Annotated in this window: 11 protein-coding genes; 1 reads left to right on the top strand and 10 read right to left on the bottom strand. The window is 74.9% G+C overall.

Annotation, left to right across the window (positions count from 1 at the left end; genetic code table 11):
• Position 1: 1 nt before the first annotated feature.
• The 3 genes from ACZ66S_RS03065 to ACZ66S_RS03055 all read right to left on the bottom strand — a co-directional run bounded on the left by ACZ66S_RS03065 (position 2) and on the right by ACZ66S_RS03055 (position 6597).
• Complete coding sequence (locus ACZ66S_RS03065) at positions 2 to 2782, bottom strand: ABC transporter permease (protein ID WP_469899215.1); 2781 nt, start codon at positions 2780 to 2782, stop codon at positions 2 to 4.
• Complete coding sequence (locus tag ACZ66S_RS03060; RefSeq protein ID WP_469899213.1) at positions 2775 to 5969, bottom strand: FtsX-like permease family protein; 3195 nt, start codon at positions 5967 to 5969, stop codon at positions 2775 to 2777. The genes ACZ66S_RS03065 and ACZ66S_RS03060 overlap by 8 nt, the downstream gene beginning before the upstream one ends.
• Positions 5970 to 6183: 214 nt before the next feature.
• The gene (locus ACZ66S_RS03055; protein ID WP_469899211.1) at positions 6184 to 6597 is read right to left on the bottom strand and encodes a globin; all 414 of its coding nucleotides are present in this window, start codon (positions 6595 to 6597) and stop codon (positions 6184 to 6186) included.
• Between the two features lie 68 nt (positions 6598 to 6665).
• Here ACZ66S_RS03055 and ACZ66S_RS03050 point away from each other — a divergent pair, with 68 nt between their 5' ends.
• Positions 6666 to 7649, top strand: a complete 984-nt coding sequence (locus ACZ66S_RS03050; RefSeq protein ID WP_469899210.1) for a methyltransferase domain-containing protein — start codon at positions 6666 to 6668, stop codon at positions 7647 to 7649.
• 12 nt (positions 7650 to 7661) lie between these two features.
• Here the strand turns inward: ACZ66S_RS03050 and ACZ66S_RS03045 are convergent, their stop codons facing one another.
• From ACZ66S_RS03045 to ACZ66S_RS03015, 7 genes are all read right to left on the bottom strand, one after another.
• Complete coding sequence (locus ACZ66S_RS03045) at positions 7662 to 9524, bottom strand: FHA domain-containing protein (RefSeq protein WP_469899208.1); 1863 nt, start codon at positions 9522 to 9524, stop codon at positions 7662 to 7664.
• A gap of 38 nt (positions 9525 to 9562) precedes the next feature.
• Positions 9563 to 10909: a vWA domain-containing protein gene (locus ACZ66S_RS03040; RefSeq protein ID WP_469899206.1), complete on the bottom strand. Its 1347-nt coding sequence runs from the start codon at positions 10907 to 10909 to the stop codon at positions 9563 to 9565.
• Positions 10910 to 11009: 100 nt separating this feature from the next.
• Positions 11010 to 12329, bottom strand: coding sequence for a PP2C family serine/threonine-protein phosphatase (locus ACZ66S_RS03035; RefSeq protein ID WP_469899204.1), 1320 nt, complete (start codon positions 12327 to 12329; stop codon positions 11010 to 11012).
• Between the two features lie 3 nt (positions 12330 to 12332).
• Complete coding sequence (locus ACZ66S_RS03030; protein WP_469899203.1) at positions 12333 to 14873, bottom strand: serine/threonine-protein kinase; 2541 nt, start codon at positions 14871 to 14873, stop codon at positions 12333 to 12335.
• A complete protein-coding gene (locus tag ACZ66S_RS03025; protein ID WP_469899201.1) occupies positions 14870 to 16201 on the bottom strand; it encodes a coiled-coil domain-containing protein in 1332 nt (443 codons plus the stop codon). Before ACZ66S_RS03025 ends, ACZ66S_RS03030 begins: the two co-directional genes overlap by 4 nt.
• A gap of 56 nt (positions 16202 to 16257) precedes the next feature.
• Complete coding sequence (locus ACZ66S_RS03020) at positions 16258 to 17322, bottom strand: glutamate ABC transporter substrate-binding protein (RefSeq protein ID WP_469899200.1); 1065 nt, start codon at positions 17320 to 17322, stop codon at positions 16258 to 16260.
• Between the two features lie 14 nt (positions 17323 to 17336).
• Positions 17337 to 18755 carry a hypothetical protein gene (locus ACZ66S_RS03015; RefSeq protein ID WP_469899672.1) on the bottom strand — a complete coding sequence of 473 codons (1419 nt, stop codon included), beginning with the start codon at positions 18753 to 18755 and terminating at the stop codon, positions 17337 to 17339.
• Between the last annotated feature and the right edge of the window lie 181 nt (positions 18756 to 18936).

The raw sequence follows: 18936 nt of genomic DNA, 5'->3' as shown, positions 1-18936 counted from the left end.
TTCATCTCGCGTCCCCCGCCCGCAACTCCTGTACCGATCCCCGTCTTCCCGACCACCACGCCTGGCCGATCCCCATCCCCACCGCGAGCAGCAGCACTCCCGCCGCCGGTATCGCCAGGGAGAGGACGTCCGTGCGCAACCGCGCTCCGCCGTCGGCGGGTTCGGCCGCGGGCAGGGCGATGGCGGTCAGGTCGATCCCGGGGGACAGGAGGTGGATGGCGGCCCAGCCCGTGAGGGCGCCGCCCAGCGCGGCCAAGACCGCCTGGGGCAGGGACTCCAGGATCAGCAGGCGGCGGCCCGCCGCCCGGGTCAGGCCCATGGTGCGCAGGCGGGCCAGCAGGGCGGTGCGTTCGGGGGCCGTGCGCAACAGGGACAGCAGGAGGGCCAGGACCGCGTATCCGGTGCCGGCCGCGACGGCCGTCGCGTAGACGCCCTCCGCGCCGGTCTGGAGCGGGGAGTCGGCGTAGCGCCGCCGTTCCTCGGACCGCAGGTGCACGGACGCCGCCCGGGGGGCCGCCTCGCGCAGCGCGGCCCCGTCCAGGTCCCGGCCCGTCAGCAGCAGGGCCGTCGGCCGCGCGGTCGCCGGGTTCAGCGCCGCGCGGTTCACGACCAGGAAGTCCGTGCCCGCCACCGCGGGGGTGCGGTTCAGGACGGTGGTGATGCGGACGGTGACCGAGCTGCCGTCCGGGAGGAGGACCGGGAAGGGCCGGGTGCCGTACGTCCGGGCGGTGGCCGTGGAGGCCAGCGCCGGGACCGTGGCGCCGGGGGCCTCGTCCCGCAGCCGGGCCGCCGTGAAGGCGCCGATGTCCGTCCGGGACGACAGGGCCGCGTAGTCCGCGGGGTCCACCCCGACCAGCGGCAGCGACTGTGCCCCGTTCTCCGGCTTGGCGTCGTAGGTGACGCTCACCGCGGACAGTTCGCTCACCCCCGGTGACCTGCGCAGTCGGTCCGGCAGCCCCGACGGGAGGGGCGTCGAGGTCTCCACGCGGGCGTCGGCGCCGACCGCGAGGAGGGCCGCGTGGTCGCGGGCCTCCGCCACGCCCGCGAGGACCGAGCCGCCGAAGGCCGCCGTGGTCAGGGCGGTCAGCAGGGCGAGCAGCGGCAGGACGGCGGAGGCCGAGGTGCGGCCGGCCCGGGCCAGGGACAGATGGGCGAGGACACCGCGCAGCCGGGCGGCAGGCCGGGCCAGGCCCCGCAGCGGCAGCGGGTACAGGCGGACCAGGACCAGCGCGGCGATCACGCCCACCAGCACCGGCGCCAGCGAGACCAGGTCGTCGGACCCGCCGGACGTGCCCCGGCGGCGCAGCGACGCCACCGCTCCGACCGCCAGCACCAGCAGGGTCAGCTCGGCGACGGCACGGCGCCGGGACGGCCGTACGGCCGCGATGTCCTCGCGGCCGGTGTGGAGGCGGACCACGCGGTGGGCGGCCGCCGCGCGGAGGGGGAGGGCCGCGCAGGTGACGGCGGTGACCGCCGCGGCGGCCGCGACCGCGTACCGCGGGCGGCCCTCGGGGACCGCGACGAGCGCGGCGGCCAGACCCAGGGCGCCCGCCGGGACGGCCACCACCGCGGTCTCGGCGAGGAGGCGGGCGGTGAGACCGCGCAGGGAGGCGCCACGGGCGCGCAGCAGGGCGAGTTCGGTGCGCCGGCGTTCGGCGGTGAGGCCGCCCGCCATCAGGAGGACGACGGCGGCGACCGTGCCGGTGCCGAACGCGGCGACCGCGACGAGCGGGGCGACCCCCGCACGGAACCGGTCGTAGGCGATGAGGACCTCGTCGAGGTCGGTGAGGATCTCGGTCTGCCCGGTGATCTGCGTGAGCTCGGTCGGCGGGCCGTCGATCCGCAGGCGCGTCTTCCGCAGCGCCGGGCCGGCCTCCAGGGAGGCGAGCGCGGACCGCAGGGCCGGGGTGTCGCGGGCCCGGAGGACGTCCTCGGAGGGCGCCAGATGCCAGTAGCGCTCCGGGCGGCCCGGCGTGGCCAGCAGGGCCGGGGCCGCCTCGGGGGCGATCAGCAGGGCGCCGAGCCAGTGCATGTCCACGGACGGCGCGGGCTCCCGGATCAGGGACGGGGAGCGCAGGATGGGCCGGGTGCCCCAGTAGGCGCCCTTCGGGTCGCGCGGGGTGACGACGCCCGTGACCCGGACGGGCAGGGTGCGGCCGGCCGCGGGCAGGTGAAGCACCGAACCGACCTTGATGTGCAGGGACTTGGCCGTCTCGACGCTGACGGCCGCCTCCAGTTCGGGCGCGGCGGAGGTGATGTCCGCCGCCGCGCGCGGCAGCCGTCCCCGGACGGCCGAGGTGTGGGCGCCGAGACCCGACTGGGCGACCAGGGTGACCTCCGCGGGCTTGCCGGTCGGCCTCGGCAGCCACGGGTCCGGCACCGGGATGTCCAGGGTGGTGCGCACACCGTACGCCGACTGGTCGCTGTCGAGGGCGAGCGCAGGCGGGACCTCGGCGCGGACCTTGGCGTACTGCCGGGCCAGCAGGGCAGGGCGCAGCACGTCCTCCCGCTCGGGCGGCGTCAGCATCACGGACGGCGGCGGGGCGTACACCTGGACGCTGGTCCGGTCGGGGCGGGCCTGCTCGACGGCCGCGCGCAGTCCGGAGTCCTCGTACCGGTCGACGGCCCGCGGGAACGCGGCCGCCAGGCAAGCGGTCAGCGCGACCAGCAGCGCCAGCCAGAACGCGGTGCCGGGCGCGGTCCGCAGCCGGGTGCGCACCCAGGGCACGGTCGCCCCGGGGACTCCCGGCTCGGCCCTCCTGAAGAACCTCACCTCACTCACCCCCCTCACGCAGTGCCCGCGCCGGATCCGCCCGGCGCAGCGCGAGTGCCGCCGTCACCAGGAGCGGGGCGAGGGCCACCGCCGCCAGCAGCGCGGCCGCCTGCGGGAGCGGGAGCTGGACCAGGACCCGCGGGACCGGCCGGGTCGCCTCGTCCGTCAGCACGATCAGCGGGACCACCGCCCGGGTCAGCGCCGCGCCCAGCAGCGCGCCCACCAGCAGCGCCAGCACCACCAGGACGCCCTGTTCCACGGCGACCGCCCGGGCCAGCCGCCGCCGCGGGGCACCCAGGGCGCGCAGTACGGCGAACTCCGCGCCGCGCTCCCGCAGCGACCCGGCCGAACTCACCGCGAAGCCGACCGCGGCCAGCGCCGCCGCCACCGCGGCCGCCGCGGCGAACGCGGCCTCGGGGCCCGCCCCGAACGGGTCGTCACGCAGTTGGCCGGCGAGTTCGTCCCGCACCACGACCTGCGCGGGGTCCATGTCGGGCCGGGCCCGCAGTGCCGCCGCGACCTCGTCCGAGGCACCCGGTTCCGTCGACAGCCACCACTCGGTCGGCTCCACACCGCCCCCGGACCGCTCCTGCAACTCGCGGTTCACCGTGCGCAGATCGATCAGCAGGGCCCCGCCGCTGTCCGAGGCGGTGGGCAGCTCCCGGATCGTGCGCACGATCCGCACCCCCACCGTCTCGCCGTCCAGCGGCACGTCGACCAGGTCCCCGACCGCCGCGCCCGCGGAGGCCAGGAAGCTCTCGGTGGCGACGGCCGTGATCCCGGGCGCCTTCGGCTGCGGGGCCTTCAGCCGGACCGTCAGCGACCCCGAACTCCACTGGTCGTCCCACGGGATGAACCCCGTGCCGTAGGCCACGCTCAGCCGCCCGGCTGCCGAGCTCAGCCGCGGTGCGGTGGGTTTGGTCTTGGGGTCCGGCAGCGAACTCGCCCCGTCGTTCTGCGAGTTCGCGTCCCAGTCGGTCGGCAGCGGGAGCCGGCGCACCGCCCCGTCGGTGCCCTTGGCCGTCAACTCGCTGACGGTGAGCCGCTGTCGGTCGGCCTTGCCGCCCGGCACGGACACCACCAGCTCCACGGCGGTGAGGGTCAGCGGGCCCCCGGACACGTAGACGTCCAGCGGGTGGGTCCGGCCGTCGGCGGCGAGTTCGCCGGCCGGGATCCGGTAGGGGGTGCCGTAGTCGTCGATCAGGGTGACGGCGACCTGCGCCGTCGTGCTCGGGACCGCGCTGCGCATGCTCGCCGTCAGCCGCAGCCGTGCGGTGCCCGCGGGTACCCTCACCCCCACGGTCGGGCCCTCGGGGGCGAGGCCCTGGAGGAACGGCCCGGAGTGCAGGTCGGGGCGGATCAGCATCGAGGCGTGCGCGGTGTCCAGCGCGAGCACCGTCGCCACCCGGCTGCCGGACAGCGGCAGTTCGGAGCGGGCCGCGGGGGCGGTCCGCCGTACGCCCGCGGTGGCCGCGTACTGCTCGGTGCGGCCGATGCCCGCGTCCCCGGACACCAGGACCCGCACCGGCGCCCCGGCCCGGAAGTCCGCCTGGTCGGACTGCGAACGGTCCCAGGAGGCGCCCTGTCCGATGGCCAGCATGCCCAGCGCCATCGCGAGGACCAGCAGCAGCACCGGGCCCGCCCCGCGCATCGGGCGGCGGGCGATCTGCCAGCCCGCCAGGGCCGCGGTCAGCCCGCGTCCGCCGGTGGCCCGGCGTTCGGCGAGCCGGGCCAGCGGCGGCAGCAGCCGCAGCGTCAGGACGGTCCCGGCCAGCAGCGCGAGCGCGGGCGCCGCCACCAGCAGCGGGTCGACGCCCAGCGTGCCGGAGGTGTCGTCGGACACGGCACCGGAGGTCTGGCGGCTGAGCTGGAAGTACGCCACCCCGGCCACGGCCAGCAGCCCGAGGTCCGCCCCCGCGCGCACCGCTGCGGGCAGGCCCGCGGCCCGGCCGCGGGCGAAGGAGGAGGTCAGGGCGGGCAGGGTCACCGCCAGCGCGCACCCGAGCGCCACCACCCCCGCCACCAGCCACACCCCCGGGCGCCCGCCCGACGGCACCTCCAGGTGCAGCCCGATCCGGGCCAGCGGCCCCCGCCCGGCCAGCAGCCGGGTCAGCGGGCCCGCCAGGAGCGGCGCGCACAGCAGCGCGGGGGCCGCGAGCAGCACACCCTCCAGGGCGGCCAGTCCCGCGATCCGGGCCCGGGAGGCGCCGCGCGCCAGCAGCAGCCGGCTCTCACCGGTGCGCTCGCTGCTCAGCAGCCCGGCCACCAGCAGCAGGGCGCAGCCCGCGAGCAGCACCAGTTGGAGGGCGACGATCAGCAGGGTCGAGCGGGAGACCAGCAGCGAGCGGTCGGTGCGGTCGAGGACCTCGGGCAGCGAGGTCGACGCGGTCGTGGCGCCGCCGAGGGAGGACTCCTTGCGCAGGGCCGCGTTCGCGGCGAGGGCCGACCCGCGCAGCGCGTCCGACCGCGCGGTGGTCACCGTCGCGAAGTCGGCCGTCGCCAGCCACCCGGACGTCCCGACGCTCACCGTCCCGTCGGCCAGCACGCCGGGGTCGGCGAGCAGGGGGCCGTACGTCGTGAAGTCGAGCTTGTTGACGCCCCGGCCGTGCAGCTCGTCGAGGAGCCAGTACGGGTCGGCCGCGCGGACGGGCCGGTACAGGCCGGTCACCGCGACCCGTACCGCCGGGCCGCGCAGCCGGTCGGCGAGGGTGAAGCGGGCGCCGGAGGCGAGGTGCAGGGTGCGGGCGGCGGCCTGCGGGAGCGCCACCTCGACCAGCCCCTCGGCCGGCCGTGGCAGCCGCCCCTCGACCAACCGCACCCGGCTGCGGTCCAGTTGCGCGAAGTGGGTCAGGTCCGGGTCCCCCGACCGCGCGGACTCGGGCTGGAGCGACCGCGGCAGCGCGTACGGGCCCGACCGCAGGAACGTCCGCACGGTCACCGGCAGCCCGTCGAAGGCCCGCCGCGCCACGTCGCGTACGGCGCTGTCGGCGGCCTTGCGGCGCTCCTCGGGCACGTCGGCCTTGACGACCAGCGCGGTGTCGGCCGTGTTGCGCGGGTCCCCGAGGGAGTGGCGCAGGGCCGCGTCGCCGATCGCGCCGGAGTAGGCGGTCAGGGTCGCGAGGACCGCCGTGGTGAGCAGGACCGTGAGCAGCGCGGCGGCGAGCAGCAGCCGGTGCGCCCGCGCACGCAGGAACACGAGACGTGCGATTCCCCCGAACCCCGTCACCCGGCCCCCCGCCGTGTCGTGCCAGATCTTTGGCGAGGATGTCAGAGGCGCCGGTCACGGGTAAGCGCCTGTAGCGCGGGCTTGACCTGATTGTGACCGGATTCCGGCACCACGCGACCGGAATCCGGCAATCAGTGAGCGGCGGTCACCGAGGGGTGATCGACGAACGGTGCACGAGGGATGATCAGTCGGGGGTGTTCACCATCGAAGCGGCCGCGTACGTCAGGTAGTTCCACAACTGGGTCGCGTGCTCCTCGGACAGGCCGAGTTCGTCGACGGCGTCCCGCATGTGCCGCAGCCACGCGTCGTGCGCCTCGCGGTTGACCACGAAGGGCGCGTGCCGCATGCGCAGCCGGGGGTGGCCGCGGTTGTCGCTGTACGTCGTGGGGCCGCCCCAGTACTGCATCAGGAACAGCGTGAGGCGCTCCTCGGCCGGGCCGAGGTCCTCCTCGGGGTACATGGGCCGCAGGACCGGGTCCTCGGCCACCCCCTCGTAGAAACGGTGGACGAGGCGGCGGAAGGTCTCCTCCCCGCCGACCTGCTCGTAGAAGGTCTGCGTCTGAAGCGTGCCGCGCCGGATCTCTTTCACGTCAACCATGGTCTCAGACCGGCAGGACGAGGACTCAAGGCTTAGGACCTCCCTCGCTCAGGGTGCAGAGTGGAGGTATGGGCGCGCACGCTCTCGACAGGGAAGACCTCGCCGGACTCGCCGCCTCCGCGCGGGCCGCGCTGGTGCGGGAGATCGACGCGAGCGGGGCCTGGGCCGCCGACCCGGCCTGGCGGGCGGCCTTCGAGGCGGTGTCCCGGCACCTGTTCGTGCCGTACTACTACGTCGGCGTCAGGGGCGGCTACGAGCGGCGCTGGGGCGAGAGCCCGGACCCGCGCACCCGGGAGGAGTGGGTCCGCGGGGCCTACGCGGACGCCCCGCTGGCCACCCGGCTGCGCGACGGCGAGCTCGTCTCCTCCAGCAGCCAGCCCTCGCTGATGGCGAAGATGCTGGCCGAACTGCGGGTGCGGGACGGCGACCGGGTCCTGGAGATCGGTGCCGGCACCGGCTACAACGCGGCCCTGCTCGCGCACCGGCTCGGCGACGACCACGTCACCACCGTCGACCTGGAGCCGGAGATCACCGAGGCGGCGCGAGCTCATCTGGCCGCCGCCGGGTACCACCCCGTCGTCGTCACCGGCGACGGCGCGCGCGGGGTGCCCGAACGCGCCCCCTTCGACCGGATCATCGCCACCTGCACCCTGGATGCGGTGCCCACCGCCTGGCTCGCGCAGTGCCGCCCCGGCGCACGCGTCCTGGGCCCGCTCGCCACCGGCCTGATCGCCCTGACCGTGCGGGACGCCGGGCACGCCGACGGGCGGTTCCTGCACACGCCCGCCTACTTCGTGCCGTTGCGTGGCGCGGGCCGGCGGGAGCAGGAGCCGCCGGACCCGAGCGGTCTCCCGCGGCGGGCCCGGGAGAGCGACCTGTTCCGCTTCCTGCTGGCCCTGAGCCGCGGCAGCCTCGAACCGCGGGAGGCGTACGCGCTGTGGGAGCGCGAGGGGCAGCCGAGCCGCGAGCGGTACGGCGTCACGGTCAGCGGGGACCGGGAGTGGGCGTGGCTGGACGATCCGGAGGGACCGTGTGCGTGGCCCCTCCGGTGACGTGGCCGTCCGCTAGCCGCGGCGGATCGTGATCGTCGTCCAGGCGCCGACGTGCACCCGGTCGCCGTCCTGGAGCGGCACCGGCACGAACGGCGTGATGGGTTCCTCGGCGCCGTTGACCGTGGTGCCGTTCGTCGAGTTCTGGTCGACGACCGCCCAGGACCCGTCCGGCTGCTGCACCAGCACCGCGTGCTGGTGCGAGACGCCCGGGTCCTCCGGCGGCACCGACAGGTCCACGTCGGGGGTGTCGCCGGTGGAGTGCCGGCGGCGGCCGATGGTGACCTGGTTGCCGGTGAGCGTGCGCTGTTGCTCGGGGGAGTAGGCGGGCAGGTTCAGGCCCGCGGCCTCGGGGCCGGAGCGCTGCATCATCGCCATGAAGTACTCGCGGTCCGGGCCGATGGTCGCCGTCCAGGTCGCCGGCTGCTGCGGGAAGGACGGGCCGGGGGGCGCGGGCGGGGCCTGGGTGCCGCCGGGCTGGGGGTAGCCGTAGCCGCCGGGACCGCCCGGGCCGCCGGGACCGGCCTGGCCGGGGCCGCCGGGGGCGTTGCCGGAGGGCGGGGAGATGACCCAGTCGTCGGCGCCGCCGCCACCGAAGGACGGACCGCCCGGCTGGGGCCGGTTGGTCTCCTGCGGGAAGGCGGGCGGGGCGGACGCGCCCTGCGCCGGGAAGCCCTGCGGGGCACCGCTCGTGGCGCCGGGGCCCGCGGGCGGGGTCGGACCGGGGGGCGGCGGGACCGGGCGGGAGGGGTCCGCGCCGAAGTTCGGCGGACCGCCGGGACCGCCACCGGGGCCGGAGGGGCCGCCGGGGCCGGGTCGTCCGGGGTCGCCGGGGAAGCCCTGTTGGCCGCCGGGGCCGGACTGGCCGGGGCCGCCCGGACCGGGCTGGGTGGGAGGGCCGCCGAAGCCCTGCGGGCCACCGGGACCGCCGGGACCCGAAGGTCCGGGCGGGGCCTGGGTGCCGCCGGGCTGGGGGTAGCCGTAGCCGCCGGGGCCACCAGGGCCGCCGGGACCGCCCGGGCCACCAGGACCGGACTGGCCGGGGCCGCCGGGGAAACCGGAGGGGCCGGGGCCGCCGGGACCACCGGGGCCGCCTTGGAAACCGGAAGGACCGGGTGCGCCGGGACGTCCGGGGTCACCGGGGAAGCCCTGCGGGCCGCCGGGGCCGGGCTGGCCGGGACCGCCGGGGCGGGCCGGGTCGCCGGGGAAACCGGAGGGACCGGGACCGCCGGGGCCACCGGGGCCGCCTTGGAAACCGGAAGGACCGGAGGAGCCCGGACCACCGGGACCACCGGGACCGTTGGGACCGCCGGGGCCTGACTGGCCGGGGACGCCGGGGCGCCCCGGGTCACCGGGGAAGCCCTGCGGGCCGCCGGGACCGCCCGGGCCCGTGCGGCCCGACGGCTCCGAGCCGAAGGGGATCGGTTCCGCGGGGCGGTTCACCTGGGACGGACGCGAGCCCTGGTACTCGTAGGAGTCACCGCCGCCGCCGAAGGACGGGCCGGGGCCGGGACCGGACTGCTGCTGGAAGTGCGAGGGCGGGCCGCCGGAACCGGCCGGCGGGCGCGGGGCGGCCGGGGTGTACGAGGTCGCCGTGTTCGTCAGGAAGTTCCACCGGCACTCCTCGCAGAAGGGCGCACCGCCCTCACGGGGCGTACGGCACTGCGGGCAGAGCTCCGGCTCGGGGTCCGGTGCGGCGGACCCGTGCCGGCGTCCACCGGGCTGGCCGCCGGGACCACCGGGCGGCGGGAAGCCGTAGCCGCCCCCACCCGGACCGGGCGGCGGAGGGGGCGGAGGCACGGCACCGGCCATGCGGTGACCGCAGACCTCGCACCAGTCGTCGGAACCCGACTGGTGTCCGTTCGGGCAGGTCGGCATGTCGGCGCTTCCCCCTCTCGGATCAGGGAACTTCTACGTCACTTCTTTACACGAACAGTCTTTGTCGACCGGGTCTCGAGAGTCATCTCGTCGGCCTCCTCGACCTTCGCCTTCAGTCGCACAGTACCTGTCGTGGCATCGACGACGTCCACCACCTTCGAAAGCAGTTTCGCAGTATCGGCGTTCCCGGAGTCGTTCGCGAGCTGAACGGCACGACCCAGTTTGGCCGTTGCTCCATCGATATCGCCCGCTTTGCGAAGGTCGAGCCCCTGTTGGATGGCCTGGGCCAGTTCGGCCTGCCCGGTGTAGTGGGCGACTTGGGGGTTGATCGACGTCGAGGCGACCATGTCGTCGGTCCACACGGCTCGGACCAGCCCCTGCGCGCCCAGGTTCTGCGTGCTGCCGTCGGGCTGCGGGACGACCAGGGAGACCCGGGCGGCGAGCATCTCCTGGCCGATGTTCGCGGCCGGGACCTCGACGCAGACGTGGTAGTCACGGGACTCGTCTCCCCAGGAGCCGGTGGGGTAGTCCCCGGCGCGCGGGCCGGCCTCGGTGCGGCGGTCGGTGAGCTCCTCGACGGTGGGCGCGACCTGCTTGACGAACTTGATGGTGGTGCCCACCGGGGTCCACACCCGCAGGGCCACGTCGGCGACCTCCTTGCCCATGGCCGTCTCCATCATCTGCGTGAAGTCGGCGGCGAGGGCGGCCGGGTCGGCCACGATGTCGGCGGTGCCGAGCAGCGCCGAGGCGATCCCTGTGACTTCTTTCACTTCCCAGTCGGTGCCCACGCCCCGGGCGTCACAGGTGAAACGGCCCGCGCAGGTGTCGAGGGAGGCCTTGAGGTCCTCCGGCGACTCGTGTTCGTTGCGCCCGTCGGTGAGCAGGATGCCGTGCCGTATGGCGACGTCCGCCGAGGACAGCAGGCGGTCGGCGAGACGCAGCCAGGTCCCGATGGCCGTACCGCCGCCGGCGCTGAGCCTGCGCAGGGCCTGCTTGGCCTGGTCGCGGGTGGTGGCGTCGGCGACCGCGAGCCGCCCGCCGCCCGGATACACCTCCTTCGCCACGTGGGTGCCGCCGATCACCGCGAAGTGCACCCCGTCGCGCAGGGTGTCGATAGCGGCGGCCGTGGCGTCCCGGGCGTTGCGCATCTTGGTCGGCGGGTAGTCCATGGAACCCGAGCAGTCGACCATGACCGCGACCGCGGCCGAGGGGCCCTGCCCCGCCGACCACAGGTGCGGGGCGGCGACCGCGCTGCCGATCGTGCCGCCGCCGGTCGCCGTCACCGTGACGATCGCGTTGACCTCGCGGCCGCCCTCCGGCAGGTACTCGTTCTGGTAGACGTCCATCGCGAACTGCGGCACGTTCGACTTCGAGAAATTGGCCATGCCTGCTCACATCCCCCTCACGTACCCCACAGCCGTGGGGCGACGAATGATCGCGGACCGGTCCCCTCCGGCCCGCTGAGGCATCCCCGTTGGTGCGGCCTCAGGCCGATCCTGCCCCCTGCACCGGGGTCGGGAACGGCACGACGGCCACTGTTACGTTGTCGTGGCCCCCGCCGTCCAGGGCATGGCCGACCAGCACCCGGGCGGCGTGCAGCGGGCGCGCGGCGGCGTCGGCCGGTACGGCCTCCGCCATCTCCTCCGCCGCCTCCGCGTAGTTCCACAGACCGTCGGTGCACACCACCACCGCGCCGGGCCGGTCCGGCTTGAAGGAAGCGGTGTGCGGGTCGAGTTCGTAGGCGTCCGCGCCGAGCCAGCCGGTGATCGCGTGGGCGCGCTCGTCGGCGTACGCCTCGGCCTCGTTCATCAGGCCCGCGGCGACCATCTGCGCCGCCCAGGAGTCGTCCTCGGTGAGCCGGGCCGGGGGTGAACTGCGGTCCGTGGGCACCCAGTAGACGCGGCTGTCGCCGACCCAGCCGACGACCAGCAGGCTCGGGGTGACGACCGAGCCGACGATCGTGCACGCCGGGGCGTTCTGGTGCGGCTGGTGCTCACGGGCCGTGGCCGGTTCCCCGGCGAGGGAGTTGACCGCGCGGGAGGCGGCGACGATCGCCTCGTGCAGTGCCTGCTGGGGGTGCGTGCCCTGCGGCAGCGCGGCCAGCAGCGAGTCGGCCGCGGCACGGGAGGCGGCCAGGGAGGCGTCGTCGGGGCGGGTCGCGGAGGACACGCCGTCGCAGACCACCGCGAAGGTCACGGGCTGCCCGTCCGGCAGCACGCCGGTGCCGAGGCTGAAGGCGTCCTCGTTGCGGTGGTGGCGCAGACCGCGGTCGCTGACGGCCGCGATCGGGCCGGCCTGCTGCTCCATGTGGTCGCGCTCCCGGGGCTGGGCGTGCCCGCAGTTCTCGCAGTAGCCGTCGCCGTCGACCCGGCCCGCGCGGCAGGCCACGCACACCTTGGTCTCCTCGGCATGGCCGGCCGGTCCGGCGGCCACCCGCGGGTCCGGCGCCTGCAGGGGGTACTCGTCGGGCTCCGGCGGACGGTCGAAGCGCACACCGGAGGCGGGGGAGACCGGTGATCCGAGCACCGGCCCCGACTGGGGCGGCACCGGGGGCAGTTCGTGCTCGCCCGACGCGGAGGCCCGCAGGTCGCCGGGCAGATGCAGCTCGGCCGGGGGGTGCGGGGCCGGTGGCCAGGGGCCGTCCGGCGGCGCGCCGTCCAGGACGACGGTCGGGTGGTCGTCCGGCCGCGCCGGGACGGCGGACAGGTCGTATCCGCACGCACCGCAGAAACGGTCGCCCGACTCGAGGGGTTCCTCGCAGCTCGGGCACCGCGAAAGGGCGGTCTGCTGGGGCATCTGCGACATCAACTACACCCACGTCCGGGGGCGGTAACGGTTGGCTCGTTCCACCAGGTCGATCCTCTCCTCGCCGCCCTGCGCGAGCCGGGCCAGCGCGCGGTACGAACGCTCCAGGCCGAAGCGCAGTCCTCGCTCGTCCAGTCCGCTGCCGAGCAGTGCCCGTTTCCCGGTGGCGGGGGCGACGGAGTCCTGGCCACCGGAGAGTATCCAGTCCAGGGCCGCGCCCAGCACCTCGGCCGACAACTGCTCGCGGCGCGCCGGATCCAGTCCGTACGCGTCCAGCGCCTCGACCTGCCCGGCGGCGGCGGTCAGGTCGTCCAGGAAGGGTACGTCGCCCGCGGTCGCGGTGCGTCCACGCAGCCGTGCGCGGACGGCTGCCACCCGGGCGGCGGTGTAGTGGATGGAGGACTCCGGCACCGACTCCAGCGTCCGCACCGCGCCACGGCGGTCCCCGGTCGCGAGCTGCACGCGCGCGAGACCGAAGGCGGCGCTCACGTAACTGGGATCGGTCGACCAGACCAGCCGGTAGTACTCGGCGGCGTTGTCGAGCTGTCCGAGGACCTCCGCGCACAGGCCGAGGGCCAGCTTGGGGGCGGGTTCGCCCGGGAAGGCGTCGTAGATCGCGTCGAAGGCGAGCGCGGCGGCCTCGTGGTCGCCGGTCGCGAGGGCGGCCACGCCCCGGTACCAGACCACCCGCCAGTCGTCGGGCCGTTCGCCCTCCAGCTTCCGCAGTGCCTCGTCCGCGGTGTACGTGTCGCCGTTCTCCAGCCAGGCCCGCACCTGCCGGAGCCGGGACTCCGCCGAGGGGGCCGGCGCGGCCGCGAGGGCGCCGAGCAGCTCGGCGGGCGCGGTCGTCATCAGCCCGGCGAGGAACCCGGCGTTGGGGTCGGCGGGGTCGACGTGGGGGACCGGGAGCGCGAGGGAGGCGACCGGCGTGTTGACCGGCTTGACCAGGGTCCCGGCGGGGCTGAACCCGCCGCCGCCCGGACGCGGGGCACCCGCGGCGCCCGGGGAGCCGGCGGAGGCCTTCCGGGAAGGCACCACCCGTCCCCCGAGCCGTGACACCTCCCCGTCCAGCTTCGGGAACAGCTCCGTGTCGGTGACCCGGACCTCGGGGCCGAAGAGCGTCGACAGGGAGGGCCTCGCCCGCCCCGTCTGCAACGAGACGACCTCGCGCAGGACGCCCGTGAGCTGCTCCGACATCTCCTGCGCGGAGGCGAAACGGCGGGCCGGGTCCGGGTCGGTGGCCCGGACCAGCAGCCGGTAGAAGGACTCGTACTGGCGGAAGACCTCGATGTGGTCGGGGTCGGGCAGCGAGTCGACGAAGACGTTGGTGTAGCCCTGGAAGTCGAAGGTCAGCACGGCCAGGGTGCGGCCGACGGTGTACAGGTCGGAGGCGACCGACGGACCCACGTCCGCGACCTCCGGCGCCTGGTAGCCCACCGTGCCGTAGATGGCCGACTCCTCGTCGTCCATCCTGCGCACCGCGCCCATGTCGATCAGCTTGAGCTGGTCCTCGGTCTGGATGGCGTTGTCGACCTTGAAGTCGCAGTACAGGAGGTTGCGGCTGTGCAGGTGGCCGAGCGCCTCCAGGGCCTCGATGCCGTAGGCGCACGCCTGCTCCACCGGCAGCGGGTCCCGCTTGCCGTCCGCCGAACGGCGGCCGTTGGCGATCTCCTTGAGCGACTTGCCGCCGACGTACTCCATGACGATGTAGCCGTCGAGCGAGCCGGTGCGCTGGTCGAGGTGCTCGACGAAGTTGTAGATCCGCACGATGTTGGCGTGCTCGATCTCCGCGAGGAAGCGCCGCTCGGAGATCGCGGCGGCCATCGCGTCCTGGTCGCCGGTGTCCAGCAGGCCCTTGAGGACCACCCAGCGGTCGGACACCGCCCGGTCCACGGCGAGATAGACCCAGCCCAGCCCGCCGTGCGCCAGACAGCCCGCCACCTCGTACTGGCCGTGCACGATGTCGCCGGACTTCAGCTTCGGCACGAAGGAGTACGGGTGGCCGCACTTCGTGCAGAAACCCTCCGTGCGCCCGGACCGCTCCCCGCGCGAACGCCCCACCGGGGCCCCGCAGTCGGAGCGCGAGCAGAACCGCTTGCGCTCGGGCACCTCCGGGTTCTCCAGCACCATCTCGCGCGGGTCGGGCCGCGGCACCCCGGGCACCTCGACCAGTCCCGCGCCGAGCCGGCCGCGCCCGGTCGAGCCGGCGGAGGAACCGGAGCCGCGCACCGACACCGAACGGCCCGTGGACTTCCCGGAGACCGAGCGCGAGAGCCGCCCCGACACCGAGCGCCGCGACTTCGACGAGTGCGAGGACGTCCGCGCGGAACCGCGGCCGGTGGAGGGCGTGCTGCCGCTGCCCTGCGAGTCCCGGCCGCCGGTCCTGCCGCTGGGCACCGAGCCGGCCCGGCCGCCCCCGCCGGAGCCCCCGCCCGCGACGACCGGCGCCAGACCGCAGGTGTCGCAGTACAGCTCGCCGCCGCCCATGTCCTCGTACGTCCCGTCGCAGCCGGGCCGCTGGCAGGGCTGCTGTTCCTGACTCATGACGACGACTCCCCCCTACGGTCCTCGGGACCGTGCTGCGGCACCCGCGGGGCGCTCAGCAGCTCGGCGGCCGCGTGCTGGTAGCGCAGCACGGCCTGTTCGGCGACCCGCAGGTCGCAGGGCGCGCTCCACAGCATCCGCCGGGCCGCGTCGTACCGCTCGATCAGGAACGGGTCCTCGGCCAGACCGTGCCGGGCCACCTTCGCCTTGTACGCGTCGAGCCGGCCGCGCAGCTCCGCGCGGACCGCGAGCGGCGCGGTGACCGCGGTCAGCGACTCGCGGGCGCGCAGCAGTTCGTCCTCCGCCTTCTGCTCCAGGGACTCCAGGAGCGGGGACAGCCGGTGCCACTGGGCGTGTCTGCGGTACTCGGCGGCCGTCGCCAACTGCTCCTGAAGCACGGTCGGCGGGCCGCTGACGACCGGCACCTCCGTGGCCGCGATCTTCGCGAGGACCTCGCCGCGCGCGATACGGGCCTCGGCGAGCGTGCGGTCCGCTCGGGAGAGCACGTCCCGCAGCCTGACCAGCCGGGCCTCGGCGTCCTGCCGGACGGTGAGCACCGCGTCGATCTCCCGGCGCACGTCCTCCAGGGCGCGCGCCTCCCGGTCGTAGGCCGTGGTGTCCGGCCTGCCGCCGCCGGGGGCCGAACTGCCCTGCGCGCGCTGCCAGAAGGCGAGCGGGTCGGAGATCACCCGCTCGCGCAGCGAGGTCAGGGTGCGGGTGATGCGCTCCAGGTCGTCGCCCGCCGGATGCTCCCCGGGGCGTACGCCGACGGAGTGCGCGAGCTGGCGGGTGCGCTGGAGTTCGGCGGACAGCAGGTCTATCCGCGCGGGCAGCGCCGACCAGACCGCGTCGGCGGCGACGACCATGTCCAGGCTCGTCGCGTACAGCTCGTTCATCCGCTCCACGAGCGTCACCAGCGAGAACCGCTCGCTGAGCTTGCTCGAAGTGCCGTTCAGGGTCGGCGCGTTGGCGGTGGCGGTCGCCGAGCCCGCGACCGTGACCGACTCGCCGCGCAGCAGCTCGGTCAGCTCCGCCAGGTCCTCGCGGCTGGACCAGCGGCGCCGGGAGCGGATCTCACGGGCGGAGCGCAGCGCGTCGGAGTACGCGTCGAAGTACGCCCACAGCAGGGTGATCGACGCGTCGGCGGACTCCCAGCGCTCCTTGGTGACCCCGGTGAGGTCGGCGCCTTCGAGGAGCCTGCGGCCCGCGTGGTCCTGGAGGGCGAGGAGCGAGGTCTCGATCGCCTCGTGCTCCGCGCCGAGCCGCGCCAGCGCACGGTCCACCTCGTCCCGGTCCATCACCGGCCCAGGGGGTCCCGTGACGCCCATCGATCACCTCTCGCTGCTGAAGGGTTGCTGGGTGGTTGAGTGTTCCGGACGGTCCGTCAGCTCGTGCGCAGGTACTTCGCCGGCGGGGGTTGCGACTTCGCCGGGTTCCTGTCCAGTGTGGCGGACAGCCATCTGTCGTACGACGCCTGCCAGCCGTTCGTGCGGTCCTTGCGGTAGTCCACCAGGATCTGGTTGACCCGGCGTACCAGATCGTCGGCGTCGCTCTTCATCGCCACGCCGTAGTACTCGGTGGTGAAGGGGGAGCCCTTCAGTTCGACCGTGGGGTCCTGGGCGGCCTGGCTGGCGGCGAGCGCCCCGTCGGTGACGACGGCGTCGACCTCGCCGAGCTGGAGCCGGACCAGGCAGTCGAGCTGGTTGGGCACCGTGGTCCTGATGTCGGCGGAGGCGACGAGGTCTCCCGCCTTCTTGTCGTCGTCCAGCTTGCTGAAGGCCGTCGAACCCTCCGCCGTGCAGATCCTCTTGTTCGCCAGGGTGTCGTCGTAGCCCTCGATGTCCGAGGAGTTGGGGGCGAGGACCTGCTGGCCGGTCTTGAAGTACGGGGCGGAGAACGCCACTTGGCCGACACGGGTGCAGTTGATCGTCATGGTGCGGACGACCATGTCCACCCGGCCGTTCTGTATGGCCGGAATGCGCTGGTTGGTGGGGATGGCCTTGAACTGCACGGCGTTCGGGTCGCCGAGGATGTCCTGGGCGATCCGGTGCACCAGGTCGATGTCGAAGCCCTCCAGGTCGGCGTCCTCCCCGCCGTTGGGGTTGCGGTAGCCCCAGCGGTAGCTGTTCTGGTCGACGCCGACGACCAGCTTGCGCTTCTCGCCCTCGCGGGCCTTGATCCGCTCGATGGTCGGGCCGTCCGCGCCCGACGGGGAGAGCGTCCGGTCCTCGGGGTGCGCCTTGATCGCGGGGTCCAGACAGGGGTCGTCCGCCGCGGCCTGCTCGGCACGGGTCAGGCCCGGGCCGCCGGTGCCCGTGCTGCCGTCGCCGGGTGTCCGCAGCAGCGGCAGCAGCAGGGCGAAGGCGAGCACCAGGGTGCAGACGACGGCCATCGCCCCCACCCCGCCCCAGCCCCTGAGACCGGTTCGCACACGTCCACGCATCCGCATCGTCACGCCCCCTCTCACCGGTACTCCGACAGCCTGCGCCCGATGCCGAGGACCGCGCCGGCGGCGCCCAGCACGGCCAGTACGGCGGCGCCCACCGACAGCCCCGTCATCGCGTCCAGGCCGTCACCGGCCGACTTCCGGAACTCCGACTCCTCGTGCGTCAGGGCGAGATGGAGGTTGTGGTCGACGCTGTCGAAGCACTCGCCCGTCGCGCCCTTGCCGCCGACGACCCGGCTCAGCGCCTCCTGGTAGTTGCCGTAGTCGTCCTGCTCGCGGGCCGCGGCATGACGCTCCTTCCAGACCTTCATGTTGCCCTGGGCCGCGGTCACCGGCTTCTCGCCGCTGTTGTCGTCGGCGAGCTTCGACGCCTCGGCCAGCCCCTTGCCGAGGACGTCCATGTCCTGGTCGAAGTCGTGGTCGTAGGCGTCGAGGGTGACCTTCTCGCCGGTCTTGCGGTCGGTGAGCGTGACGGTCTCCGCGCCGCGCGCCACCAGCGTGAGGTTCTCGTTGCCGCGGGCCTTCAGGGAGGCGATGCGGGCGTCGTGCAGGACGTTGAGCGAGCGGACGCCGTGGTCGTAGGAGTCGTTGAGGCCCGCGCGTGCCAGGGTGTGGCCGACGACCAGCCACAGCAGCACCACGGTCGCCGCCGCGGTGGCCGCGACCAGGCCGTGGTTGAGGACCCGGTTGGTGCGCCGGTAGTTGCGGTGCTGGGCCCAGGCGAGCCCGGCGAGCGCCAGGACGCCGAGGCCGATCGCCGCCCACGGGTAGGGCGTGGCGTCCGCGTAGTCGGCACGCAGCCGCTGGTTCTCGCTGGTGTAGAGGTTCTGCGCCTTCGGGAGCATCTCCTCCTGCATCTTCTCGTTGGCGTACCGCAGATACGCCCCGCCGACCGGGAAGCCCTGGCGGTTGTACGTCCGGGCCTGCTCCACCAGCCCCTTGTACTCCGGCAGCAGGGTGTTGAGCTCGGCCACGGTCCTGGCGGCGCGGGAGTCCGGGTCGGAGTTCGAGGCGGCCCTGACCAGACCCGCGGCGGCCCGGTCGATGTCGTCCTCGTAGCGCTCGCGGGACTCGGCCGACTCCTGGCCGCCGGCGAGGAAGCCGCTGGAGGCCGCGGTGTTGGCGTCGGCCAGGTAGCGGTAGATGTCGGCGGCGGCGCTGCTGAGCGGCTGGCTCTTGTGCAGCACGTCGTCCGCGGCGGCGGCCCGCTCGTCGGTCTGCCAGGCGGTCACCGCGCCGAACAGGACGACGAGCAGGGCGAGGGCCGCGCCGATGATGCGCAGCCTGCCCGGTTCGGTGGTGGCGGCCGCGCGCACCTGGTCGAAACCCTCGGCGAAGGCCGTACGACGGGCGGGCGCCCGCTCCGGCGCGGGGGCGGGCGGGGACACCTGCGGGGCCGGGGCCGGAGGTCCCGGCTGCGGCGGTACGGCCGGCATCGTGGGCACCCCGGAACCCGGTGGTGCCGCGCTGCTCTTCGGCGGGTGTGTCACCGTTTGACCTCCCCCATGGTCATCCCTCGCCGCAAGTATCGCTGCCGGGACCGACATCCGCACCGGGCTTCACTCGATCTTGATCGGATCGCAGCGGACCGCCCGCCGGCGGCTCCGCGTTCTGCAC

The sequence above is a fragment of the Streptomyces sp. NPDC107471 genome, assembly GCF_055582845.1.
This window is presented reverse-complemented; position numbering and strand designations above follow the sequence as displayed.

Bases quoted from the DNA above. Each gene is read 5' to 3' on its own strand.
- ACZ66S_RS03030 (WP_469899203.1), bottom strand. From the start codon at position 14,873: ATGAGTCAGGAACAGCAGCCCTGCCAGCGGCCCGGCTGCGACGGGACG.
- ACZ66S_RS03020 (WP_469899200.1), bottom strand. From the start codon at position 17,322: ATGCGGATGCGTGGACGTGTGCGAACCGGTCTCAGGGGCTGGGGCGGG.
- ACZ66S_RS03055 (WP_469899211.1), bottom strand. From the start codon at position 6,597: ATGGTTGACGTGAAAGAGATCCGGCGCGGCACGCTTCAGACGCAGACC.
- ACZ66S_RS03035 (WP_469899204.1), bottom strand. From the start codon at position 12,329: ATGTCGCAGATGCCCCAGCAGACCGCCCTTTCGCGGTGCCCGAGCTGC.
- ACZ66S_RS03045 (WP_469899208.1), bottom strand. From the start codon at position 9,524: ATGCCGACCTGCCCGAACGGACACCAGTCGGGTTCCGACGACTGGTGC.
- ACZ66S_RS03050 (WP_469899210.1), top strand. From the start codon at position 6,666: ATGGGCGCGCACGCTCTCGACAGGGAAGACCTCGCCGGACTCGCCGCC.
- ACZ66S_RS03040 (WP_469899206.1), bottom strand. From the start codon at position 10,909: ATGGCCAATTTCTCGAAGTCGAACGTGCCGCAGTTCGCGATGGACGTC.
- ACZ66S_RS03015 (WP_469899672.1), bottom strand. From the start codon at position 18,755: ATGCCGGCCGTACCGCCGCAGCCGGGACCTCCGGCCCCGGCCCCGCAG.
- ACZ66S_RS03025 (WP_469899201.1), bottom strand. From the start codon at position 16,201: ATGGGCGTCACGGGACCCCCTGGGCCGGTGATGGACCGGGACGAGGTG.